This window comes from Kitasatospora sp. NPDC001603 (assembly GCF_040298365.1).
GTDB lineage: Bacteria > Actinomycetota > Actinomycetes > Streptomycetales > Streptomycetaceae > Kitasatospora.
This window is the reverse complement of the sequence record NZ_JBEPAA010000102.1, coordinates 1-25,774: the sequence shown is the minus strand read 5'-3', so window position 1 is coordinate 25,774 and position 25,774 is coordinate 1. Positions and strand designations below refer to the sequence as shown.

Here is a 25,774-nt window from a genome sequence, read left to right as displayed (position 1 = left end):
CCGGCGCCGAGGGTGAGCAGGTGGTGGGCGATGCGGTTGGCGCGTTCGTCGACCTCGCGGTAGGTGAGGCGGACGTCCCCGGCGATGACGGCGACCGCGTCCGGAGTCGCGGCGGCCTGGGCTTCGATCAGGTCGACGGTCAGGCCCTGCGGCCACTCGACCGGGTCGCCTGCGGCCCAGGTCGTGAGCTGGGCGCGCTCCGCCTTCGGCAGGTGGGAGAGGGTCGCGTCGCCGTTGGGGTCGGCGGCCATCGCCTCCAGCACCAGCCGGTAGCGCTCACCCAACAGTGCCAGCCGCGACCGGTCGACGGCCGCACTGGTACCGGCCAGCGTCAGATGGTCGCGCCTGGCCAGCACGTTGAGGGCGAACTCGTTGGCGCCGTCGCCCATCGACCCGTCCAGGTCGACGGAGTTCTCGTCCACGACGTGGAAGTCCAAGTACTCGAAGAGGATCGAGACCAGGTCGCCGGAGCTGCCGGCGGCGCGCTGGACGGCGGGCAGCGGGTAGCGGCGGTGGGACCAGATGGCGGTCTCCGTCGCGTAGGTCTGCTCGACCAGCTCACGCCAGGTCCTCGCGCCCCGAGTCGTCGGGAAGGGCAGGGTGTTGAGGTGCATACCCAGCACCCGGTCCGCGCCCGGCGCCTCCAGGCGGCCGTGGTAGACCACGCCGGTGTGGAAGGCGTCCTCGGCCGTCAGGCTGCCCATCACCTTGAGGTGCGCGGCCAGCAGCACGCTCTTCAGCGACGTCCTCGCCTCGGTGGCGAGACGACGCAGACCGTCCTCCAGGTCGCCGTAGTGGACGATCCGGCCGACGGGCGTACCCGGGGTCGCCGGATCCGCCCAGCTGACGGGGAGGGCGAGTGGGCTGTGGGTGTCGACCAGGTGCTGCCAGAAGGCCTGGGTCTGCGGGTCGGAGAGCGCGGTCTGCTCGGCGGCGATGTAGTCGGCGTAGCGGACGGCGGGCGCCTCGTGGACCGCCGGTTCGCGGCCGTCGCGCAGCGCCCGGTAGACCTCCAGGAGCTCCATCAGCAGCGAGTTGAGCGTCCAGCCGTCGGTCACGGTGTGGCTGTGGCTGGTGGTCACCCGCCAGGCCTGGTCGGACTCGATGTGCACGGCGATCCGCAGCAGCGGGGCGGCGGCCAGGTCGAAGCCCGCCGCACGCTCCTGCTCGACATAGGCGGTCGTGCGCTCCGCCACCTCGGCCTCGGTCAGACCACGCAGATCGTGCACGGTGAGCGGGACCTCGGCGGTGGCGTGCACCGACTGCAGCGGCTGGGAGAAGTCCGCGAGGTGCAGCGAGGTGCGCAGGATCTCGTGCCGGGCGGTGACCAGGTCGAGCGCGCCGCGCAACGCGGCGGCGTCGAAGGGCGCGGTGTCCGGGATCCGGAAGGAGTTCAGGTTGTGGTAGAGCCCGCGGTCGCCCGAACCCAGCAGTTCGACGAGCATGCCGGTCTGGACCTGGGAGAGCGGGTAGGCGTCGACGACGTCGGCCGGGAGGGCCGCGCGGTCGTCGTCGCCGATGAGGGCGAAGGGCTCGACGGCGGTGATCAGGGACTCGCCGGTGCCGTCACCGATCCGGGCCGCGAGGGCGGCGATGGTGCGCTGCTGGAAGACGTCGGGGATGGTGATGTCGTAGCCGGCGGCGCGAAGGGCTCCGACCAGGCGGACGGCGCGGATGGAGTCGCCGCCGAGGTCGAAGAAGCTGTCCTCGACACCGACCCGCGGCAGGCCCAGGACCTCGGCCCAGACGGCCGCCAGGCGCTCCTCGACCGGAGTACGCGGGGCGGTGTAGCCGCCGGTGGCGAACGCGTCCAGGTCCGGGGCGGGGAGGGCGCGGTGGTCGACCTTGCCGCTGTTGCTCAGCGGGACGGCGTCGATCGCCACGAACGCGCCCGGGACCATGTACTCGGGCAGGGTTTCGGCGAGGCGGGCCCGCAGCTCCCCCGCGTCCACCCGGCCGCCGGCGGGCACGACATACGCGACGAGGGCCTCGTCGTGGACGGTCACGACGGCCTGGCGGACCTGCTCCAACCCGCTCAGGACCGTCTCGATCTCACCCAGCTCGATACGGTAACCACGGACCTTGACCTGGCTGTCGATCCGGCCCAGGCACTCCAGACTGCCATCCGCCAGGAACCGCGCCAGGTCACCCGTCGCGTACAGCCGCGAACCCGCCGCCCCGTACGGATTCGGCAGGAACCTCTCCGCCGTGAGGTCCGCCCGCCCGTGGTAGCCCCGGGCCACCCCGTCACCGTCGATGAACAACTGACCCGTCACCCCCGACGGAAGCAGCCGCAGCCCCTCGTCCAACACGTACAGGCCGGTGTTGGCCAACGGGTGGCCGATGCTCACCGCCCCCGCACCCGTAGGCACCTCCCAGAAGCTCGACCAGATCGTCGTCTCCGTCGGACCGTAGACGTTGACCACCCGCCGCGTGACCGCCGACAGGGCGGACGCCAGGTGCCCGGGCAACGGCTCGCCACCCGTCAGCGCGGTGACCGAACGCTCCTCGAAACCCGCCTCCAGCAGCAGCCGCCACGCCGACGGCGTCGCCTGCACATGACTCACCCGGTGGGCCCCGATCAGGGCGATCAGCGCCGCCGGGTCCTTCGCCTCGTGGTCCCGTGCCAGCACCACCCGGCCACCCGTGACCAGCGGCAGGTGCAGCTCCAGACCCGAGATGTCGAACGACACCGACGTCGAGGCCAGCCACACCGAACCATCCGGCACACCCAGGTCGTCCCGCACCGACGCCAGCAGGTTGTGCAGCGCACCGTGCCCGATCATCACGCCCTTCGGACGCCCCGTCGAACCACTCGTGTACAGCACGTACGCCAACTGCTCCGGAACCACCGCGCCCGAAGCGGGCACCGGCGGGACCTCGTCGAGCACCACCGTGTCCAGGTCGATCCTGGTCCCGGCGAACTCCACCGACCGGCCGCTCACGGTGACCAGCACCGCCGCGCCCGAGTCCGCCAGCATGTAGTCGATCCGCTCACCCGGCAGCGCCGGATCGATCGGCAGATACGCGCCACCCGCCAGCCAGACGCCGTGCAGCAGCGGCACCAGATCCGCCTCACGCGGCAGGCACACACCCACCACGCTCTCCGGACCGACACCCGCCGCCCGCAACAGCGCACCGAACCGCGCAGCCCGCTCCGCCACCTGCCCGTACGTCAGCTCCACATCACCGACCACCACCGCGACCGCGTCCGGCGACTCCACGACCCGGGCCGCGAACGCCTCCGGCGCACTGACCGTCGACCACACCACCTCACGCCCCGGCGCCGACAACACCGCCACCTCGGCCCCGGACAACGGCACCACACGCGCGTCACCCTCCGGATCCGCCGCCATCGCCTCCAACACCGACCGGTACAACCCACCCAACCGCTCCAGGCTCGCCTGGCTGAGCACCCCGGCCGAGACGTGGAAGTTCACGCTGCCGCGGGTCGGGATGACGTTGAGCGCGAACTCGTTGATGCCGTCGCTGACTCCGCCGTCCACGTCGACCGCTTCGGTGTCGACCTGGTGGAAGTCGAGGAACTCGAACAGCACCGTGAGCAGGTCGCGGGTGTTCCCGGCGGCGCGCTGGATGGCGGGCAGCGGGTAGCGGCGGTGGGACCAGATGGCGGTCTCCGTCGCGTACGTCCGCTCGACCAGCTCACGCCAGGTCCTCGCACCCCGACTGGCCGGGAACGGAAGGGTGTTGAGGTGCATACCCAGCACCCGGTCGGCACCCGGCGCCTCCAGACGGCCGTGGTAGACCACGCCGGTGTGGAAGGCCTCGTCCGGGGTGAGGGCGGACAGCACCTTGAGGTGCGCCGCGAGCAGCACGCTCTTGAGCGAGGTCTTCGCCCGGGCGGCCAGCGCCCGCAGGCCGTCCTCCAGGTCCGCGAACGGCACCTGGAGGTGCCGGCGGGTCGCCTCGCCCGCCTCGGCGGCCCAGCCGACCGGGAGCGCCAGCGGCGTGTGCTCCTCGACGATCTGCTGCCAGAAGGCCTGGGTGGCCGGGTCGGCCAGCGCGGTCTGCTCGGCGGCGATGAAGTCCGCGTACCGCACCGCCGGCTGCTCGTAGGCGTCCGGCGCGCCCGCGTCGCGCAGCGCGCGGTAGCAGTCGAGCACCTCCATCAGCAGCGAGTTGTAGCTCCAGCCCTCCGAAATGGCGTGGTTGTAGGTGAAGTTGAGCCGCCAGGAGTCCTCGGACTCGACGAGCGCCGAGACCCGCAGCAGCGGCGCGACGGTGAGGTCGAAGGTCCGGGACTGCTCGCGCGTCAGGAACTCGCCCTTGAGCCGGGCCCGTTCGGCCTGGTCGAGGCCGCGCAGGTCCTCCAGGACCACCGGGTAGTCGGCGGTGGCGTGCACGATCTGCAGCGGCTCGTCGAAGCCCTCCAGGTGCATCGAGGTGCGCAGGATGTCGTGGCGGGCCGCCACGGTGTCCACGGCGCCCTGCAGCGACTCCAGCGAGAAGGGCTGTCCGTCCCGGATCAGGAAGGAGTTGACGTTGTGGTACAGGCTGCGCTGCTTCCCGGGGGCGGTCGCGAGCAGCTCGACGAGCATGCCGGTCTGCACCTGGGAGAGCGGGTAGGCGTCGACGGCGTCGGCGGGCAGCAGTGCCCGGTCACCGTCGCCGATCAGCGCGAACGGCCGGACCGCGGTGATCAGCGACTCGCCGCCGGTCCCGACCGTGGCGGCCAGCGCGGCGACGGTGCGGTGCTCGAAGACCGCGGGGACGGTGATGTCGAAGCCCGCCGCGCGCAGCGCGCCGACCAGCCGGACGACCCGCATCGAGTCACCGCCGAGGTCGAAGAAGCTGCTCCGCACGCCCACCTGCGACAGGCCGAGGACGTCGGCCCAGATGGCGGCGATCCGCTCCTCGGCGGGGGTGCGCGGGCCGACGTACTCCGAGGCGTCGAAGGCTTCGGCGTCGGGGGCGGGCAGCGCACGCACGTCGACCTTGCTGCTGCTGGTCAGCGGGATCCGGTCGAGCAGGACGTACCCGGCCGGGACCATGTACTCCGGCAGGCTCTCGCCGAGCCGGGCGCGCAGCCCGGTCAGGTCGAGCGGCCCGGCGGCCACCAGGTAGGCGATCAGGCGCTTGACCCCCGGGGCCGGCTCGTGGACGGTCACCACGGCGTCGCGGATGTCCGGGTGGGCGGTCAGCGCGGACTCGATCTCGCCGAGCTCGACGCGGTGGCCGCGGATCTTGACCTGGCTGTCGATCCGGCCGAGGGAGTCGAGGCTGCCGTCGGGCAGGCGGCGGGCGAGGTCGCCGGTGGCGTAGAGGCGGGCTCCGGGCGGGCCGAACGGGTCGGGGACGAAGCGCTCGGCGGTGAGTGCGGGGCGGTCGAGGTAGCCGCGGGCCACGCCGGGGCCGCCGACGTGGATCTCGCCGGGAACGCCGGTGGGTACCAGGCGGCCGGCCGCGTCGAGCAGGTGGATGGTGAGGTCGCCGACCGGGCGCCCGATGACGCTGCGGCGCGGGTCGGCGAGGTCCTCGGCGCCGACCCGGTGGTAGGCGCAGTGCATGGTGGTCTCGGTCGGGCCGTACAGGTTGACCGGCTCGGGGTGGTCCAGGCCCATCCGGGCGATCCAGGGCTGGAGTTCGGCGGCCTCCAGTCGCTCACCGCCGAAGGCGACCAGGCGCAGGGCCAGCCGGTCGAGCCGCGGGTCGCCGTCCTTGGCGGCCGCCGCGAGCGCGGAGAACGCGGAGGGCGTCTGCAGCAGGACGGTGACCTGCTGCTCGACCATGAGGTCCAGGAAGTCGTGCGGCGAGCGGGCGACCGCCGAGGGGACGAGGACGAGTCGGCCGCCGTGCAGCAGGGCGGCCCACATCTCCCAGACGGAGACGTCGAAGCTGTAGGCGTGCGACTGGGTGACCACGTCGCCCGGCCGGAAGCCGAACTGCCCCCGGGTGGCCGCGAAGTGGCGGGCGACGTTGGCGTGGGTGAGGCTGACGCCCTTGGGCAGGCCGGTGGAGCCCGAGGTGTAGATGACGTAGATCTGGTTGTCCGGACGCACGCCGGTCACGGGTGCGGTGGCCGGGCGGGCGTTGATCTCGTCCGCGTGGGTGTCGACGAACACACGGGTGCCGGTGAACTCCAGCTCGTCCAGGGCCGAGTGGGTGACGAGCAGGTCGGCCTTGGCGTCGGCCAGCATGTAGGCGAGGCGGTCGGCGGGGTTGGCCGGGTCGAGCGGCAGGTAGGCGGCGCCGGACTTCAGGATGCCGAGGAGGGCCGGGATGAGGTCGGGGCCGCGTTCCAGGGAGAGGCCGACGATCCGCTCGGGGCCGGCGCCCAGGGCGATGAGGTGGTGGGCGATGCGGTTGGCCCGCTCGTCCAGCTCGGCGTAGGTGAGGTGGGCCGAGCCGCTGGTCAGCGCGATGGCGTCCGGGGTGCGGGTGGCCTGGGCGGTGAACAGCTCGTGGACGCAGTCCTCGGCCGGCTGCTCGACGGTGGTGTTCCAGGTGTCGAGCAGTCGGGAGAGTTCGTCGGCCGGGAGGTGGGCGGCGCGGGCGTCGCCGTCGGCGTCGGCGGCCATCGCCTCCAGCACCGACCGGTACATGGCGCCCAGCCGCTCCAGGTTCGCCGCGGTGAAGTACTCCGTCGAGCCGCTCAGGTTGAAGTACCCGTTCGAGGGGATCGCGTTGAGCGCGAACTCGGTGCCGCCGTCGTTGATCCCGCCGTCCACGTCGACGGTGTCGGTGTCGACCTGGTGGAAGTCGTGGTGGTCGAAGAGGACGGTGATCAGGTCACGGGTGTTGTCGGCGGCGCGCTGGATGGCGGGCAGCGGGTAGCGGCGGTGGGACCAGATGGCACTCTCGGTCGCGTACGTCCGCTCGACCAGCTCACGCCAGGTCCTCGCACCCCGGGTGGCCGGGAAGGGCAGGGTGTTGAGGTGCATGCCGAGCACCCGGTCGGCGCCCGGTGCCTCCAGCCGGCCGTGGTAGACCACGCCGGTGTGGAAGGCCTGCTCGGAGGTGAGGCTGCCCAGCACCTTGAGGTGCGCGGCCAGCAGCACGCTCTTGACCGACGTCCTCGCCTCGGCGGCCAGCGCCCGCAGGCCGTCCTCCAGGTCCGCGAACGGCACCTGGTGGCTCACCTGCCCGCCGCGCTCGCCGCCCCACCCGGCCGGCAGCGCGAGCGGGCTGTGCTCGTCGACGATCCGCTGCCAGAAGGCCTGGTCGGCCGGGTCGGCGAGGGAGGCCTGTTCGGCGGCGATGTAGTCGGCGTAACGGACGGCGGGCTCCTCGTGCACCGCCGGCTCACGGCCCTCGGACAGCGCCCGGTAGACGTCCAGGAGCTCCATCAGCAGCGAGTTGAGCGTCCAGCCGTCGGTCACGGTGTGGCTGTGGCTGAAGGTCAGGCGCCAGGCCCGGTCGGACTCGATGTGCGCGGCGAAGCGCAGCAGCGGGGCGGCCGTCAGGTCGAAGCCGGCCGCGCGCTCCTCCCGCAGGTAGGTGTCCGCCCGGTCCTGTGCCTGCTCGGCGGTGAGGCCGCGCAGGTCGTGCACGGCGAGCGGGAAGGTGACGGCGGCGTGCACCAGCTGGAGCGGCCGGGAGAAGTCCGCGAGGTGCAGCGAGGTGCGCAGGATCTCGTGCCGGGCGGCGACCAGGTCGAGCGCGCCGCGCAACGCGGCGGCGTCGAAGGGCACGGCGTCGGGGATCCGGAAGGAGTTCAGGTTGTGGTAGAGCCCGCGGTCGCCGGAGGTCATCAGCTCGACCAGCATGCCGGTCTGGATCTGCGAGAGCGGGTAGGCGTCGACGACGTCGGTGGGCAGGGCCGCGCGGTCCTCCTCCGCGATCAGCGCGAACGGCTCGACGGCGGTGATCAGCGACGCGCCGCCGTCGCCGACCGTGGCGGCCAGGGCGGCGACGGTGCGGTGGTCGAAGACGTCGCGGATGCTCACGTCGTAGCCGGCCGCGCGCAGCGCGCCGACCAGGCGGACGGCGCGGATGGAGTCGCCGCCGAGGTCGAAGAAGCTGTCCTCGACGCCCACCTCGGACAGGCCGAGCACCTCGGCCCAGACCGCCGCCAAGCGCTCCTCGACGGGGGTGCGCGGGGCGGTGTAGCCGCCGGTGCTGAAGGCGTCCAGGTCCGGCGCGGGCAGCGCGCGGCGGTCGAGCTTGCCGCTGTTGCTGAGCGGGAGGGCGTCCAGGGCGACGAACGCGGCCGGGACCATGTACTCGGGCAGGGTGACGGCCAGCGCCGCGCGCAGCGCCGCCGTGTCGGCGCCCGCCCCGGCGGTCCCGGTGACGACGTAGCCGACCAGGGACTTCTCCCCCGCCGCGTTCTCGCGCACGGTGACCACGGCCTGGCGCACCCCGGCGCAGGCGGCCAGTGCGGCCTCGATCTCGCCCAGCTCGACGCGGTAGCCGCGGATCTTGATCTGGCCGTCGATCCGGCCGAGGAAGTCGATGGCGCCGTCGGGCAGGCGGAGGACGAGGTCGCCGGTGCGGTAGAGGCGGGAGCCGGGCGCGCCGAAGGGGTCGGGGACGAACCGCTCGGCGGTCAGCCCGGGGCGGTCGAGGTAGCCGCGGGCCAGGCCCGGGCCGCCGATGTGCATCTCACCGGGCACGCCGACCGGCACCGGGTGGCCGGCGGTGTCCAGGAGGTGGATGCTCAGGTCCCCCAGCGCATGGCCGATGTTGCTGCGGTGGGAGGTGGCCACCTCGTCGGCGGTGATCACGTGGTGGGTCGCGTACACGGTGATCTCGGTGGGGCCGTACATGTTGACCAGGGCCGGGCGCTCGGTGCCCTTGCGGGCCGCCCAGGAGCGGAGTTCGGCCATGTCGAGGCGCTCACCGGCGAAGATGACGGTGCGCAGGGCGAGTCGGTCCACCCGCGGGTCGTCCTGCTCGGCCAGGCCGGACAGCGCGCGGAAGGCGGACGGCGTCTGGCACAGCACGCTGACCCGCTCGCGGACCAGCAGGTCGATCAGGTCGTGCGGGGAGCGGCTCACGGTGGGCGGGACGACGACGAGGCGGGCGCCGTGCAGCAGGGCGCCCCACATCTCCCAGACGGAGACGTCGAAGGCGTAGGAGTGGAACAGCGCCCACACATCGTCCGCCGAGAAGGCCAGCTGCTCGCGGGTCGTGGTGAACAGGCGCGCGACGTTCGCGTGGGTGAGGCTGACGCCCTTGGGCAGGCCGGTGGAGCCCGAGGTGTAGATGACGTAGATCAGATTGTCCGGGCGCACGTCCGTGACCGGCGCGGTGGCCGGACGGGCCGCGATCTCCGCCGCGTGGGCGTCGACGAACACACGGGTGCCCGTGAACTCCAGCTCGTCCAGGGCCGAGTGGGTGACGAGCAGGTCGGCCTTGGCGTCGGCCAGCATGTAGGCGAGGCGGTCGGCCGGGTTGGAGGGGTCCAGCGGCAGGTAGGCGGCGCCGGACTTCAGGACGCCGAGCAGGGTGGGGACGAGGTCGGGGCCGCGCTCCAGGCTGACGCCGACCACGGTGTCGGGACGGGCTCCGAGGGCGGTGAGGTGGTGGGCGATGCGGTTGGCCCGCTCGTCCAGCTCGGCGTAGGTGAGGTGGGCCGAGCCGCTGGTCAGGGCGACGGCGTCCGGGGTGCGGGCGGCCCGGGCGGCGAACAGCTCGTGGAGGCAGGCGTCCACGGGCAGTTCGGTGCGCCGCTGCCAGTCGGCGAGCAGCCGGCGGTCGGTCTCGGGCAGCGGGACGGCGAGGGCGTCACCGTCCGGATCGGCGGCCATCGACTCCAGGACCAGCCGGTAGAGGGCGGCCAGCCGCTCCAGGTTCGCGCTGCCGAGGGCGCCGGCTCCGGCGGCGAGGCCGAGTCGTCCGTTGCCGGCGATGGCCATCAGGGCGAACTCGTTGCCGCCCCCGTCCAGGCCGCCGTCGATGCCGATGCCGCCGGCGGCCTTCCCGCTGTCGACCTGGTGGAAGTCCTGGTAGTCGAAGAGGGTCGACAGCAGGCCGGAGCCGCCGGCGGCGCGCTGGACGGCGGGCAGCGGGTAGCGGCGGTGGGACCAGATGGCGGTCTCGGTGGCGTAGGTCCGCTCGACCAGCTCGCGCCAGGTGCGGGCACCGCGGGTGGTCGGGAAGGGCAGGGTGTTGAGGTGCATGCCGAGCACCCGGTCGGCGCCCGGCGCCTCCAGGCGGCCGTGGTAGACCACGCCGGTGTGGAAGGCCTCGTCCGGGGTGAGGGCGGACAGCACCTTGAGGTGCGCGGCCAGCAGCACGCTCTTGAGCGAGGTCTTCGCCCGGCCGGCGAGGACGCGCAGTCCGTCCTCCAGGTCGGTGTAGTCGACGGTCCGGTCGACCGGGGCCCGCCCCGCCTGGTCCGCCCAGCTGCCGGGCAGCACCAGCGGGCTGTGCTCGTCGACGACCTGCTGCCAGAAGGCCTGGTCGGCCGGGTCGGCGAGGGAGGCCTGTTCGGCGGCGATGTAGTCGGCGTAGCGGACGGCGGGCGCCTCGTGGATCGCCGGTTCCCGGCCCTCGCAGAGCGCCTGGTAGACGCCCAGGAGCTCCATCAGCAGCGAGTTGAGCGTCCAGCCGTCGGTCACGGTGTGGCTGTGGCTGAAGGTCAGGTGCCAGGCCCGGTCGGACTCGATGTGCGCGGCGATCCGCAGCAGCGGGGCGGCGGTCAGGTCGAAGCCGGCCGCGCGCTCCTGCCGCACGTACTCGCGTGCCCGGTCCTGCGCCTGGTCGGCGGTGAGGCCGCGCAGGTCGACGGTGGTGAGCGGGATCCGCGCCGAGGCGTGCACGAGCTGCAGCGGCTGCGCGTACCCGGACAGCGCGATCGAGGTGCGCAGGATCTCGTGACGCTCCGTCAGGATGTCGACGGCGCGGCGCAGCTCCTCCGCCGCGTAGCCGATGCTCTCGGCGATCCGGAAGGAGTTGAGGTTGTGGTAGAGCGTCGAGTCCTGGGCCGCCGCCAGTTCGACCAGCATGCCGGTCTGCGCCTGGGAGAGCGGGTAGGCGTCGACGACATCGGCCGGGAGGGCCGTGCGGTCGTCGTCGCCGATGAGGGCGAAGGGCTGGACGGCGGTGATCAGGGAGTGGCCGGTGCCGTCACCGATCCGGGCCGCGAGGGCGGTGATGGTGCGCTGCTGGAAGACGTCGGGGATGGTGATGTCGTAGCCGGCGGCGCGCAGGGCGCCGACGAGGCGGACGGCGCGGATGGAGTCGCCGCCGAGGTCGAAGAAGCTGTCCTCGACACCGACCCGCGGCAGGCCCAGGACCTCGGCCCAGACGGCCGCCAGGCGCTCCTCGACCGGAGTACGCGGGGCGGTGTAGCCGCCGGTGGCGAACGCGTCCAGGTCGGGGGCGGGGAGGGCGCGGTGGTCGACCTTGCCGCTGTTGCTCAGCGGGACGGCGTCGATCGTCACGAACGCGCCCGGGACCATGTACTCGGGCAGGGTTTCGGCGAGGCGGGCCCGCAGCTCCCCCGCGTCCACCCGGCCGCCGGCGGGCACGACATACGCGACGAGGGCCTCGTCGTGGACGGTCACGACGGCCTGGCGGACCTGCTCCAGCCCGCTCAGGACCGTCTCGATCTCACCCAGCTCGATGCGGTAACCGCGGATCTTGACCTGGCTGTCGATCCGGCCCAGGCACTCCAGACTGCCGTCCGCCAGGAACCGGGCCAGGTCACCCGTCGCGTACAGCCGCGAACCCGCCGCCCCGTACGGGTTCGGCAGGAACCTCTCCGCCGTGAGGTCCGCCCGGCCGTGGTAGCCCCGGGCCACCCCGTCACCGTCGATGAACAGCTGGCCGGTCACTCCGGGGGGCAGCTGCCGCAGTCGCTCGTCCAGCACGTACAGGCCGGTGTTGGCCAGCGGGTGGCCGACGGCGATGGTCTCCGGCTCCTCGGGGACGTCCCAGAAGCTCGACCAGATGGTGGTCTCGGTCGGACCGTAGACGTTGACCACCCGTTGCGTGGTCTCGATCAGCCGGGTCGCGAGGTGCGCCGGGAGGGGCTCGCCGCCGGTCAGGGCGGTGACCGTCCAGTCGTCGAAGCCGGCCTCCAGCAGCAGTCGCCACGCCGACGGCGTGGCCTGCACGTGGGTCACCCGGTGGGCCCCGATCAGGGCGATCAGCGCCGCCGGGTCCTTCGCCTCGTGGTCCCGTGCCAGCACCACCCGGCCACCCGTGACCAGCGGCAGGTGCAGCTCCAGACCCGAGATGTCGAAGGACACCGAGGTCGAGGCCAGCCACACCGTACGGCCCTGGGCCCCCAGGTCGTCCCGGATCGAGGCGAGCAGGTTGTGCAGCGCACCGTGCCCGATCATCACGCCCTTCGGACGCCCCGTCGAACCACTCGTGTACAGCACGTACGCCAACTGCTCCGGAACCACAGCGCACGGAACGGGCAGCGGAGCAACCTCGTCGGGCACCACCGTGTCCAGGTCGATCCTGGTCCCGGCGAAGTCCACCGCCTGACCGCTCACGGTGACCAGCACCGCCGCGCCCGAGTCCGCCAGCATGTAGTCGATCCGCTCACCCGGCAGCGCCGGATCGATCGGCAGATACGCCCCACCCGCCAGCCAGACGCCGAGCAGCAGCGGCACCAGATCCGCCTCACGCGGCAGGCACACACCCACCACGCTCTCCGGACCGACACCCGCCGCCCGCAACAGCGCACCGAACCGCGCAGCCCGCTCCGCCACCTGCCCGTACGTCAGCTCCACATCACCGACCACCACCGCGACCGCGGTCGGAGTGGCCGCCGCCTGGGCTGCGAACAGCTCGCCGGTCAGCATGGGGCTGCTCGCATCGATCCGCGATCCTGACACTTCGACTTGCTCCACTTCGGGCGGGTAGCTGGCGGTGACATCACCGTCCGGGGCGGCCGGCGTCGCCCCCAGCGGGCGTGCGGCCTCCCCGGACGAGTCGGTGGTGGGTCAGTTGGCGGCGGCCTGGGCGGCCATCCGGGTGCGCAGGCTCAGCGGGCGCATGTCGGTCCACACCTCGCCGATGCGGGTGAGGCACTCCTGCTTGGTGCCGCCGGTGCCCTCGGCCCGCCAGCCGTCCGGCAGGGCGCGGTCCGCCCACCAGATCGAGTACTGCTCCTCGTCGTTGAGCACCACCAGGTAGGTCTGCTCGTCGACAATCTGCTCAGCCATGACGCTCCCGAGTTCACGGTGGGATGGGATTCCCGGCCAGTCTGCGCAGCCTCGCTATAACGCCCCTATACGCCGCCGGGCCGGCCGCTCCGGCGCCGCCTCCGGAAACCGGAAGTGCCGGGAACTCCGATGGAGTTCCCGGCACTTGGAGCCGCTGGCGGGGTGGTCAGGCCGAACCGGCGGCCCCGCGCAGGATGCCCTGGCCGTCCCGGTCGCGCAGCGCGAGCGCGGCCGGCAGCACCGCCGAGACGAGCGCGATGGCCGCGCAGCAGGCGGCGAGCACACCCATCGTGCCCCAGGGCACCATCGCGGGCGTCGGGCCGACCAGGTTGGTCAGGGCCGCCCAGGAGCCGCCGATGCTGATCGCGGTACCGAGCAGGCCGAGGAACGTGCCGGCCGCCACGCACAGCATCGTCTCGACGGCGACGGTGCGCAGTACCTGGGCCTTGGTGGCGCCGGCCAGGCGCAGCAGCGACAGCTCCTTCCTGCGGTCGGCGACGGTCATCACCAGCGAGTTGGCCAGCGCGATGGCCGCGTAGCAGATCGCCAGGCCGAGGATCATCAGCAGGGCGTTCCAGGAGGCCTCCTCGTTGCTGTCGGTGGCCGCCGACCAGGTCTCCTCCGAGGTCGCGAGCTTGGCGCCCAGCCCCTGCACGGCCGCCCGCAGGGCGTCGGCGGCCTGCTGCCGATCGGTGCCGGGCAGCACCCGCAGGTGGATCTGGCTCGCCAGGGCCTGGCCGCCGACCCCGCCGGTGACGGCGTTGTGCCCGGTCACCCAGGCCTGGACCGTCTCGGCACCGGTGCCGAGGACGGCGGCGACCCGCAGGGTCCGGGGGGTGCCGTCGGCCAGCCAGACCGGGACCTGCTGCCCGGTCCGCGGCGAGCCGGGCCAGGTGCGGCTGAGCACGATCGAGTCGGGGCCGAGGTCGGCCAGCGAGCCCTCGACGACCGGGAGCCGGTCGACCTCGGCCAGCGCGGCGGCGTCCGCCGTCGCGGCGGGGAAGGCGACCAGGGCCTGGCCGTCCTGGTCGGCCATCACCAGGGTCGGGGTGATGACCAGGCTCCGCACGCCGGGGACGGCGCGGACGCGGTCCACCACCGTCCGGCTCAGCCCGGGCGTGCCGGCCGGTGCGACGACGAAGTCGGTGGCGGCCAGCTGGCCGCGGACCTCGGTGACCTTCGAGCGGTTGATGGTGTCGACGCTGCCGAGCAGGCAGCCGGCGAAGGCGACGACCAGCACCACCGGGGTGGTGGTGGCGGCGGTGCGCCGGAAGGCCGTCAGCGCGCTCTGCCGGGCGGTGGCCCAGACGATGCCGCCGCCGTCCTCGGCGGGGCGGCCGCGCAGCCGGGCCGAGAACGTGGGCAGCACCGTCAGCAGCCGGATCACCGGGGTGGCCAGCACGCCCGCGAGCAGGACGCAGCCGCCGACGACGGCCAGCAGCAGTCCGAGCGAGTCGGCGGCGCTGGCCGCGGCGTCGGGCCAGGTCCGGGCCACCACCACGAGCGCCGCGATGCCACCGCCGAGCACGAGCAGGCCGCTGATCCAGCGGACCGCCAGGGCGACCCGCGAGCGCCGCTCCACGTCGGCCTCCATCAGCGCCTCGCCGGGGCTGACCAGTCCGGCCTTGAACGAGGAGAGCACCACGCCGGCCATCGCGGTCAGCAGTCCGATCAGGGCCGCGACGAGCAGCCCCCACCAGCTGATCGGGACGGTGAAGTCGGCCGGCACCATGTCGTGGTCGATCAGCCAGCGGCCGGCCAGCGGCGCCCCGACCGCACCGAGCACGCAGCCCGTGGCGGAGGCCAGCAGGCCGACCAGCAGGGCCTCCCGGTTGACCAGGGTGCGCAGCTGCTTGCGGGTGGCGCCGATCAGGCGGAGCAGGGCGAGCTCACGGCGGCGCTGGGCGATCGACAGCGCGAAGGTGCCCGCGACCACGAACACCGCGGTGCCGCCGGAGACCGCGGCGGAGAGCCCGAGCGGGGTCTGCACGTTGTCGAGCTGGCCGGCGACGTCGATGTGGTGCGGGTCCAGCTGGCTGCGCTCGGCACCGGTCAGCACCCGGGCGGTGGTCGCGCCGCCGGCGCCGGCCACCGCCTGGCGGACCGCGTCGACGGGGCCGAAGGCGGCCAGCACGCCGACGGCGGGGCAGAAGCGGGCGGCCTGCGCGTCGGTGAAGAAGACGGCGTGCTCGAACGGCTCCGCCTCGGTGACGCCGGAGACGGTCGCGCTGTGCAGGCCGTCGGCGGTGACGTACTGGACGCGCCGGCCGACCTGGTCGGGGCTGCCGCCGCCGATGACGATCTGCTCGTCGGTGGTCGGCGCCGAGCCGGCGGTCAGCCGGTAGCCGCCGAGCTCCGCACTGGACCAGGCGCGTCCGACCTGGTCGTGCGGGCCGTCCGCGAGCTGGGCGTAGAAGGTGCGGTCCTCGACCGTCCGGCCGGTGGCGGCCACCGCGGCGATCAGCTCGGCCGGCAGGCCCTGCTGCTTGGCCACCGGGGTCGGGGAGACGTCGCCGTCGTCCCGCCTGAAGTCCAGGGTGTGGAAGGCGGACACCAGGACGGGGGCCTGCGAGAAGCGCTGGCGTTCCTGGTCGGGGATGTCCGAGGTGGCGGCCATGACCAGGATCGAGGTCGCCATCAGGGCGACGCCGCAGGCCAGGGCGACGAAGCTGCCGACGAACGAGGCCCAGCGCAGCTTGATGGTGGCGAGGGCGAGGCTCAGCATGCCACGGCCTCCAGCGCGGTCATCCGGGAGGCGACCTGCTCGGCGGTGGGCCGCTCCAGCGAGCCGGCCAGCCGGCCGTCGCGGAGGAAGACCACGCGGTCGGCGTAGGAGGCGGCGACCGGGTCGTGGGTGACCATGACCACGGCGCGGCTGGGCTCGTCGGCCATGGAGCGCAGCAGGGCCAGGACCTCGCGGCCGCTCTTGGTGTCCAGGGCGCCGGTCGGCTCGTCGGCCAGCAGCACCGCGGGGCGGGTGATCAGCGCGCGGGCGATGGCCACCCGCTGCTGCTGGCCGCCGGAGAGCTCGCCCGGCCGGTGTCCGGCCCGCTCGGCGAGGCCGACCACGGCCAGCGCGGCGGTCACCTCGGAGGGCGCGGGGTGCCGGCCGGCCAGCTTGGCCGGGAGCGCCACGTTCTGCGCCGCGGTCAGGGCGGGCAGCAGGTTGAAGGACTGGAAGACGAAGCCGATCTTCTCCCGGCGCAGCACGGTCAGGTCGTTGTCGCGCAGGCCGCCCAGGGCGGTGCCGTCGACCCGCACCTCCCCCTGGTCGATCGGCTCCAGGCCCGCGGCGGACCGCAGCAGGGTCGACTTGCCGGAGCCGGAGGGGCCCATGACGGCGGTGAAGGTCCCGAAGGGGAACCCGACACTCACGTCGTCCAGGCCGACGACCGGCTCGGGTCCGCGTCGGTAGGTCCGGCAGACCGATCGGAGTTCAACGGCAAAGTCCGTGGCGTTCATAGTCTCAGCCCATCAGTCGGGGTGGGTGCGGCTCAATGGCCTGGGATTCAGTCCCGGGGTATGGCTGGCTACACCCCCGGTGGCACGGGGCGGCCGGCCCGGCCCGCGAGGACGGGGATGCGGCGGGTTGGGCTTCCCCGGGGCGCGGCACCGGCGTTCCCGCCCCGGGCCGGACGCCACGCTCCCGACCGGGCCGAGCGCCGCCGGCCCCGGGTCCGGGTCCGGCGGCGGCCGGTGTCAGGAGAGCAGGGCGGGATCGACCCAGCCGTGCTGGAGCGCCATCATCCCGGCCTGGAACTTCGTCTTGGCGCCCAGCTGGGCGGCCAGCTCGGCGGTGCCGCGCCGTACGGTGCGGACCGAGACGCCGAGCCTGCGGGCGATCATCTCGTCGGTGGCGCCCTTGGCCAGCAGGACCAGGATGGCCTGCGATCGCGGGGACAGTTCGGGCTGTTCCCGGCCGACCGGAGCCTCCGGCTCGGAGGCGACCGGCAGGGAGCTCTGCCAGACCCGCTCGAACAGTTCGCACAGCGCGCCGACCACTCCGTGGCCGCGCAGCACGAGGGCGCCCCTGCGGGTCTCCTCGGGGTCCACCGGAACAATAGCGGTGGACCGGTCATAGATCACCATGCGCGGCGGAAGCGTCGGCGCGACGCGCACCTGGGCGCCCTGCTCCGTCAGCCAATGAGCGTACGCAATGGTGTTGTTGTCGTTCTTGATGCTCTCCAGGTAGATCGAGCGCAGCCGGACCCCGCCGCGCAGCACCCGCAGGTCCAGCGGGCGGCTGGCCTCGATGTTCGCCTCGGACATCACCCCCGAGGTGACGAAGCCCAGCACCTCCTCGGTGCAGCCGGTCGCCAGCGACTCGATCCGCAGCCGGATCGAGTCGATCCCCTCCAGCACCTCGACGTCCGCGCTCTTGCGGGAGGACCGGGTCAGGTTGGCGTACTCGGCGACCACCTCGACGAGGTCGCGACGGCCCTGCTCGATCTCCAGCAGGCGCCGCTGGAGCTCGGCCTCCCGGCGGTCGAGCAGGTAGCGCAGCCCGACCTCCGGTTCCACCGGCTTCAGCACGCCCGGGTCCTGCCAGGACGGTCTCAGCAGCGCGAGGCGGGCGAGCTCGTCCAGGGACGACCGCACCCGGGCCTCGGTCCAGCCGAGCCGGCCGGCGATGTCGGCGGGTCCGCTCTGCGGATCCTTGAGCATTTCTTTGTAGACCGAACCGGCCTCGGCACCGAGGCCCAGCTTCTCCAGCATTGCCGTGAATCCAATTGTCCAGGGAGGGTGGTCTGATGGGCCGTCAAGAATCAGTCGACATTGGACAGTCGGAATGCGAAGAGGCTGGACACAGACGCGGTCTGATCACGCGAAGCAGGTCTGACATGGTGAAACGTCCCCCGAGGAATCTCTGAACTTCTTCACACGGGGGCCTTGAATATGGCTGCCCCCCGGCTGGGCCGAGCCACGGAAATGTCACTCCCTGCACGCCCCCGGTCGAGTTTCTGTCATCGAATGACATGAAGTCAAGTAATGGACACCCAGGGTGGCGGAGGGGCATTTTTCGGCCACCGCAAACCACTCGATATAAGCAATCGTGATTTCCACCACGCCCCGGACCGCCCCGATCCGGGGCCAGCGCACCCCTCGTGACCTGCGCCGGAAGGCACGCCGACGGCCGGATCCGGCGGTATAGAGCGTCTATAGCGGGCCACCGCAGACTTCCCGGGCAGTCGGACGAGTGTGCGGGCAGCCGGCCCGCCCAACAGCTCGGCCGTCCCGTGCATCCAGCCGCCCATGGCGGCACCGGCCTCAACCGACCTGGGAGCGTCATGGCTGAGCAGATTGTCGACGAGCAGAGCTACCTCGTGGTGCTCAACGACGAGGAGCAGTACTCGATCTGGTGGGCGGACCGCGCCCTGCCGGACGGCTGGCGGGCCGAGGGCACCGGCGGCACCAAGCAGGAGTGCCTCACCCGCATCGGCGAGGTGTGGACCGACATGCGCCCGCTGAGCCTGCGCACCCGGATGGCCGCCCAGGCCGCCGCCAACTGAACGACCCCGCTCTCCCGCGGCGGCCCCCACCGGCCGCCGCGGGAGAGCGCGCGTCGTCGTACCGCCCACCCCACCGTGACACCGAGCGAGGAGCTCTCGTGACCCCGCGGCCTTCCCTGCACGACCTGATTGCGAGCTCGACCCGCCGGGCTCCCGACGCCATCGCCGTGTCCGACCACCAGGACCGCGCCGACTACCGCGGGCTCGACGAGCACGCCGGCCGGCTGGCGCACTTCCTCGCCGAGGCGGGCATCGCGCCCGGCGGCGTCGTCGGCGTGCACCTCTCCCCCGGGGCGGCGTTCGCGCGGACCGCCCTCGGCATCTGGCGCGCCGGCGCGGCCGTCCTGCCCCTGCCCGCCGACCTCCCGCTCGGCGCCCTGCCCGCCCGGGTGGAGCTCGTCCTCACCCTGGACGAGGACGCGCCCGAGCGGCACGGCGCCGCCCGGGTCGTCGGCCCCCGCGCGCTGGTGCGGGACCTCGCCGACCGGCCCGCCGACCACCGCGGCCGGCCCGCCGGGCCGACCGACGCCGCCTGGCTGCACCACGACCCGGCCACCGGCCGCACCCTGGTCCTCGACCAGGCCGCCGTACTGCACCAGATCGACTGGCTGGTCGAGGAGTTCGGCCTGGAGCCGGGCGACCGGGTGCTCTGCGCCGGCGGCACCGACGGCTGGTTCGCCCCGCTGTTCGCCGCGCTGGCCGCCGGGGCCACCGCCGTCCCGGTGACCGACCCCGCCGGCCTCGCCGCCGTCGCCGCCGAGCAGCGGGCCACCGTACTGGCCGGCGCGCCCGCGCTGCTCGCCGCCGCCGACCTGCGGCCCGGCACCGCCCCCCGCCTGGTGCTCGCCGCCGGCGCCGGGCTGACCGCCGGCACCGCGCGCGCCCTGACCGCCGCCGGCGCCGAGGAAGTGTGCAGCCTCCACCTGCTCGACGGCGCCCTCGCGGTGACCGCCCACACCGTCGACCCGGACCGCACCGGCCCGGACACCCTGCTCGGCCGCCCGATCGACCGGATCCCGCTGCTCGTCCTCGACGAGTACGGCGACCTCGTCCCGCCGGGCGTCCCCGGCCGGCTGAACGCGGCCGGCCTCGGCGCCGGCGCCGGCTACCTCGACGACCCGCGCACCACCGCCGAGCGGCTGCGCCCCGCCGTCTACGGCACCGCCGGCAGCCGCATGCACGCCACCGGCGACCTGGTCCGCTGGCAGGGCGACGGCGTCCTGGAGCTGCTCGACGAGGCCGACCGCCCGCAGGCCGCGCCCGCCGGCGCCGCGCCCGGCCGCCCCGCCCACGTCGCCCCCGTGACCGCCGTCGAGCGGACCGTGGCCCGGATCTGGTCCGAGCTGCTGGAGGTGGCGCAGGTCGGCCTGGACGACAACTTCTTCCAGCTCGGCGGCTACTCGCTGATCATGACCGAGCTGGCCAAGCGCCTCAACGCGGCCACCGGCACCCCGATCGTGCTCGCCGACCTGTTCGGCGCGGTCACCGTCCGCGAGCAGGTCGCCCTGCTCGCGGACGCCCGGCCGACCGCCGCCGGCATCACCCCGGTGCCCCGCGACCGGCCGCTGCCGCTCTCGTACGGCCAGCGCCGGATCTGGCTGCTCGACACCATGGAGCCCAGCCCGGAGTGGACCGCCCCGCTGTTCCTGCGGCTGCCCGGGGACGTCGAGGCCGACACCGTCCGCCTGGTGCTCGACACCCTCGCCGACCGCCACGAGGCGCTGCGCACCCGCTACACCGTCGTCGACGGCGAACCGCTCCAGGAGATCGGCGAAACCCTGCCGATCGAGCTGCGGTGCGCCGAAGGCAGCCGCGAGCGGATCGTCGAGCTCTTCCGCGAGCAGTTCGAGACCGGCTTCGACCTCGCCTCCGGCCGGCTCTGGCGCGCCACCCTGGCCCGCACCCCCGCCGACGGCGACGAGCAGCTGCTGCTCGTCACCATCCACCACATCGCCTGCGACGGCTGGTCGGCCGCCGTCCTGGAGGAGGAGTTCCACCAGCTGTGCGCCGCCCTGCGGGCCGGCGTCACCCCGCGGCTGCCCGCCGTCCCGGTGCAGTACGCCGACTACGCCGGCTGGCAGCAGGAGTGGCACTCCAAGGAGCGGCTGGCCGACGAGCTCGACTACTGGCGCACCGCGCTCGACGGGCTCGTCCCGCTGGAGCTGCCCGCCGACCACCCGCGCCCCGCCAAGCGCGACCCGCACGGCGACGTCGTCACCTTCGAGATCCCGCAGCGCCTGATGGCCGCGGTCACCGACCTCGGCCAGAGCCGCGAGGCCACGCCGTTCATGACGCTGCTGACCGCCTTCGGCACCGTGCTCGCCCGGCTCAGCGGCCAGTGGGACGTGGTGATCGGCACCCCGGTCGCCGGCCGCACCCGGCCCGAGGTCGACCGCACCGTCGGCTTCTTCCTCAACTCGCTGGTGCTGCGCTGCCGGCTGGCGGAGGGCCTGACCTTCACCGAGGCCCTGGAGAAGGTCCGGGTGGTCTGCCGCGAGGCCTTCGCCCACCAGAACCTCTCCTTCGAGCACATCGTGGACGAGCTGCGCCCCGAGCGCGACCAGTCCCGCACCCCGCTCTACCAGGTCGCCTTCAACCTGCACGACGGCCAGCTGATCGGCGGCATGCCCGACCGCGCCGACATCGACTACCTCCACCCGGCCCGCCAGGTCGCCAAGACCGACCTCACCCTCTACGTCCGCAGCGAGGCCGACGGCACCTGGAGCGGCGCCTTCGAGTACACCGACGCGCTGTTCGAGCGGACCACCGTCGAGCGGCTGGCCGACCACTTCCTGCGCCTGCTGGAGTCCGTCACCGCCGAGCCCGCCGTCACCCTCGCCGCCGCCGGGATCATGGCCGAGCGGGACCGCGAGCAGCTCACCGGCTGGGGCACCGGCGAGCACGCCGACTGGCCGGCCGGCACCACCCTCGACCTGTTCGAGGAGCAGGCCCGGACCACCCCCGACGCCGTCGCCGTGATCGCCGGCGAGACCCGGCTGACCTACGCCGAGGTGGACGAGCGGGCCAACCGCATCGCCCACCACCTGATCGCCCTGGGCGCCGGCCCCGACACCGTCGTCGGCCTCTGCCTGGCCCGCGGACCGGAGCTCGTCCCCGCCCTGCTCGGCATCTGGAAGGCCGACGCCGCCTACCTGCCGCTGGACCCGTCGCTGCCCGCCGAGCGGCTGCGCCACGTCCTCTCCGACTGCCGCTCGCCGCTGCTCGTCACCACCTCCGACCAGGCCTCCGCCACGGCGGGCCACCAGGGCGCCCTCGTCCTGCTGGACGCCGACCGCGCCGCCGTCGAGGCCCGCCCGGCCGAGCGGCCCGCCCGCTCCGGGGACCCGGAGCTGCTCGCCTACGCGATCTACACCTCCGGCTCCACCGGCCGCCCCAAGGGCGTCATGGTGCACCACCGCGGCCTGGCCAACCACCTGCGCTGGGCGGCCCGCGACCTGACCGGCACCGAGGGCGGCGCCCCGCTGTTCAGCTCCATCGCCTTCGACCTGCCGGCCACCAACCTGTACGTGCCGCTGATCACCGGCCGCGCGGTGCACGTCCTGCCCGCCGACCTGGATCTCGCCACCCTCGGCGAGACGCTGCTGGCCGGTGCGCCGTACGCCTTCGTCAAGCTCACCCCCGGGCACCTCGAACTGCTCACCGACCAGCTGACCGACGAGCGGATGTCGGCACTGGCCCGGCTGGTCCTGGTGGCCGGCGAGGAACTGCCCGCCCGCCTCGCCAACCGCTGGCTCACGGCCCTCGGCCCCGGCCGGCTGATCAACGAGTACGGACCGACCGAGGCCTCGATCGGCTCCACCGTGCACCCCGTCGACCGGCCGCAGGCCGCCGCCGTACCGCTGGGCGGCCCGCTGCCCAACACCACCGCCCTGGTGCTGGACCGGTCCGGCCGGCCCGTCCCGGTCGGCGTCGCCGGCGAACTCCACGTCGGCGGCGAGGGCCTGGCCCGCGGCTACCACGGCCGGCCCGAGCTGACCGCCGAGAAGTTCGTCCCGAACCCCTACGGCCCGGCCGGCTCCCGCCTCTACCGCACCGGCGACCTGACCCGGGTGCTGTCCGACGGCAGCATCTCCTTCCTCGGCCGCATCGACACCCAGGTCAAGCTGCGCGGATACCGCATAGAACTCGGAGAGATCGAGGCCGTACTGTCGGAGCTGGCACCGGTCCGCGACGCCGTGGTGATCGTCCGGGAGAGCACCACCGGTGAGAAGTCGCTGGTCGGCTACCTGGTCACGGACGGCACCGGGCCCGTCGACCTCGGACCGGTCAGGGCCGCGCTCGCCGAGCGCCTCCCCGACTACATGGTCCCGTCGGCCCTCACGGTGATCGACCGGATCCCGCTCACCGCCAACGGGAAGGTCGACCGCCGGGCCCTGCCCGACATCGACGCCGGGGACGACGGCTTCCAGCCGCCCACCACCCCCACCGAGGAGCGGATCGCCCAGATCTGGGCCGAACTGCTCGGACTGCCCCGGGTCGGCGTGCAGGACAGCTTCTTCACGCTCGGCGGCCACTCGATCCTGGCCATCCGCATGACCTCCCAGCTCCAGGACGAGTTCGACATCGACCTCTCCATCGGCACCGTCTTCGCCCAGCCCACCGTCGGCCGTCTGGCCGCGGCGATCGAGGACCAGATCAGGGCCGAGATCGAGCAGCTGAGCGACTCCGAGATCGCGGAGTCGGACCTCTTCGCCCCCAGCACCGCCACGGCCGGCGCCGCCGCCACGAACTCCAAGGAGAACTAGGAATGAACACCGGCGACATGAAGTCGACCAAGCAGGACGTGGCAGCGCAGCGCGAGGAGCTGCTGCGGCGCCGGCTGGCCGGCAAGCGGGGCGGTCGCCGGTCCCTGATCACCACGGTTGATCGGGACCAGCCGCTGCCCGTCACGTTCGGTCAGCAGCAGATGTGGTTCCTCAACCGCCTGGAGCCCGACAGCGCCGAGTACCTGGTACCGCTGGCGCTGCGGCTCGACGGGACGCTGGACCGCGCCGCCCTGCGCGCGGCGTGGACGGAGATCGTCGCCCGCCACGAGATCCTGCGGACCCGCTACCTGCTGGCCGGCGAGGAGCCGGTCCAGATCGTCGACGCTCCCGCGGCCCCGCCGTTCCCCGTCGTGGACCTGGCGGACGTCCCCGTCCAGGACCGCGAGGCGCGGGCCCGGGAGCTCGCCGAGCAGGAGATCGTCACCCCGTTCGACCTGGAGCGCGACTGGCCGGTCCGTGCCCGGCTGTTCGCCCTCGCCGAGGACCGGCACATCCTGGTCGTCACCTTCCACCACATCGCGTGCGACGCCTGGTCGATGGGCGTCTTCGCGGAGGAACTCGGCGCCCTGTACACCGCGTTCACCGCCGGCGCGCCCTCCCCGCTCGCCCCGCTGCCGGTCCAGTTCGCCGACTTCGCCGCCTGGCAGCGCAAGGAGCTGAGCGGTGACGTGCTCGACCGCCAGCTCGACTACTGGCGCGGCCGGCTGTCCGACGTCCCGGTCATCGACCTGCCCACCGACCGCCCCCGCCCCGCCCGCCGCGAGTCCGCCGGCGACGCCGTCACCTTCACGATCCCGGCCGAACTCGCCGAGCGGGCCCAGCGGGTGGCCGCCGAGAACGATGTCACCCGGTTCGTCGTCCTGCTCACCGCCTTCCAGTCGCTGGTCTCCCGCTACACCCGCACCACCGACATCCCCGTCGGCGTCACCGTCTCCGGCCGCGCCCGCCCCGAGCTCCAGCGGCTTATCGGCTACGGCATCAACGTCGTGGTCAACCGCCTCGACTGGCAGGGCGACCCGACCTTCCGCGAGCTGCTCGCGACCGGCCGCCGCACCATGCTGGACGCCTACGAGCACCAGTCCGTGCCGTTCGCCCGCCTCGTCGACGAGCTGCAGCCGAAGCGCGACCTCTCGCGCACGCCGCTGTACCAGGTCGACTTCATCCTCCGCGAGCACCAGGCGCCCGCCTTCGAGTTGCCCGGCCTGACCGTGCGCCCCGAGTCCGCCGACCGGATCGCCAAGGTCGACCTCACCCTGGACATCACCGACGGCGTGAACGGGCCGCTGGAGGCCCGGCTCTGCTTCGCCACCGCCCTCTTCGACCGCGGCACGATCGAGCGGATGGCCGCGCACTACCTGAACCTGCTGGCCGGTCTCACCGCGACGCCGGACGCCCGGCTCTCCGCGATCGACTTCCTGCCGGCCGCGGAGCGTGAGCTGCTGCTCGACACCTGGAACACCGCCGTCGAGCAGCCGGTCGAGGACTGCGTCCACGAGCTGTTCGCCGCCCAGGCCGCCCGCACCCCGGACGCCATCGCGCTGACCAGTGGCTCGGCCCACCTCACCTACGCCGAGCTGGACGAGCGGGCCAACCGCATCGCCCACCACCTCATCGCCCTGGGCGCCGGCCCCGAGCGGATCGTCGGCCTCTCCCTGGAACGCGGACCCGACCTCATCCCCGCCCTCCTCGGCATCCTGAAGTCCGGCGCCGCCTACCTGCCGCTCGACCCGGCCAACCCCGCCGACCGCCTCGCCTACATGCTCGCCGACGCCAAGGCACCGATCCTGCTCACCCACTCCGCCCTCGACGAGCTGGAGTTCACCGGCACCCGTGTGTTCGTCGACGCCCACGCGGCCGAGATCAACGCCCGCCCGGCCACCGCACCCGTGACCGGCGTGCGTCCGGACAACCAGATCTACGTCATCTACACCTCAGGCTCCACCGGCCTGCCCAAGGGCGTCAGCCTCACCCACGCCAACGTCGCCCGCCTGTTCACCGCCACCCGCGACCAGCTGGCCCCCTCGACGAACGACGTCTGGGCCCTGTTCCACTCCTACGCCTTCGACGTCTCCGTCTACGAGATGTGGGGCGCCCTCCTCCACGGCGGCCGCCTCGTCGTCGTCCCCGCCATGGTCGCCCGCTCCCCGCACGACATGCTCGACCTGCTCACCACCGAGCAGATCACCATGCTCTGCCAGACCCCCTCCGCGTTCCGCTCCCTCGCCACCACCCTCACCACCGGCACCGGCACCGCGGGCACCGCCCTGCGCACCGTCATCTTCGCCGGCGAACGCCTCGACGTCACCGAACTCGCCGACTGGACTCGGACGTTCGGCTGGACCAACCCGACCCTGGTCAACATGTACGGCCCCACCGAGACCACCGTCTA

General features: G+C 73.4%; 8 protein-coding genes. 3 read left to right on the top strand and 5 right to left on the bottom strand.

What is annotated here, in order from left to right:
* From ABT263_RS35380 to ABT263_RS35360, 5 genes are all read right to left on the bottom strand, one after another.
* A partial coding sequence (locus ABT263_RS35380) for a non-ribosomal peptide synthetase (RefSeq protein ID WP_352297206.1) occupies positions 1 to 12,773 on the bottom strand: 12,773 nt, incomplete at its 3' end.
* Positions 12,774 to 12,866: 93 nt separating this feature from the next.
* The gene (locus ABT263_RS35375) at positions 12,867 to 13,088 is read right to left on the bottom strand and encodes an MbtH family protein (protein WP_329488969.1); all 222 of its coding nucleotides are present in this window, start codon (positions 13,086 to 13,088) and stop codon (positions 12,867 to 12,869) included.
* A gap of 166 nt (positions 13,089 to 13,254) precedes the next feature.
* Positions 13,255 to 15,813 (bottom strand): FtsX-like permease family protein, encoded by a 2,559-nt coding sequence (locus tag ABT263_RS35370; RefSeq protein ID WP_352297204.1) that lies wholly within the window; start codon positions 15,811 to 15,813, stop codon positions 13,255 to 13,257.
* A complete protein-coding gene (locus tag ABT263_RS35365; RefSeq protein ID WP_352297201.1) occupies positions 15,807 to 16,550 on the bottom strand; it encodes an ABC transporter ATP-binding protein in 744 nt (247 codons plus the stop codon). The genes ABT263_RS35370 and ABT263_RS35365 overlap by 7 nt, the downstream gene beginning before the upstream one ends.
* A gap of 237 nt (positions 16,551 to 16,787) precedes the next feature.
* Complete coding sequence (locus ABT263_RS35360) at positions 16,788 to 17,804, bottom strand: helix-turn-helix transcriptional regulator (RefSeq protein WP_329488966.1); 1,017 nt, start codon at positions 17,802 to 17,804, stop codon at positions 16,788 to 16,790.
* Positions 17,805 to 18,376: 572 nt separating this feature from the next.
* On the opposite strand from ABT263_RS35360, the gene ABT263_RS35355 reads away from it, so the two are divergent.
* The 3 genes from ABT263_RS35355 to ABT263_RS35345 form a co-directional block, all read left to right on the top strand.
* Positions 18,377 to 18,598 (top strand): MbtH family protein, encoded by a 222-nt coding sequence (locus ABT263_RS35355; RefSeq protein ID WP_329488965.1) that lies wholly within the window; start codon positions 18,377 to 18,379, stop codon positions 18,596 to 18,598.
* A 98-nt stretch (positions 18,599 to 18,696) separates the two neighbouring features.
* Positions 18,697 to 23,364, top strand: a complete 4,668-nt coding sequence (locus tag ABT263_RS35350) for a non-ribosomal peptide synthetase (RefSeq protein WP_352297199.1) — start codon at positions 18,697 to 18,699, stop codon at positions 23,362 to 23,364.
* Between the two features lie 2 nt (positions 23,365 to 23,366).
* Positions 23,367 to 25,774, top strand: a 2,408-nt coding sequence (locus ABT263_RS35345) for a condensation domain-containing protein (protein WP_352297196.1), incomplete at its 3' end; no start/stop codon positions are given.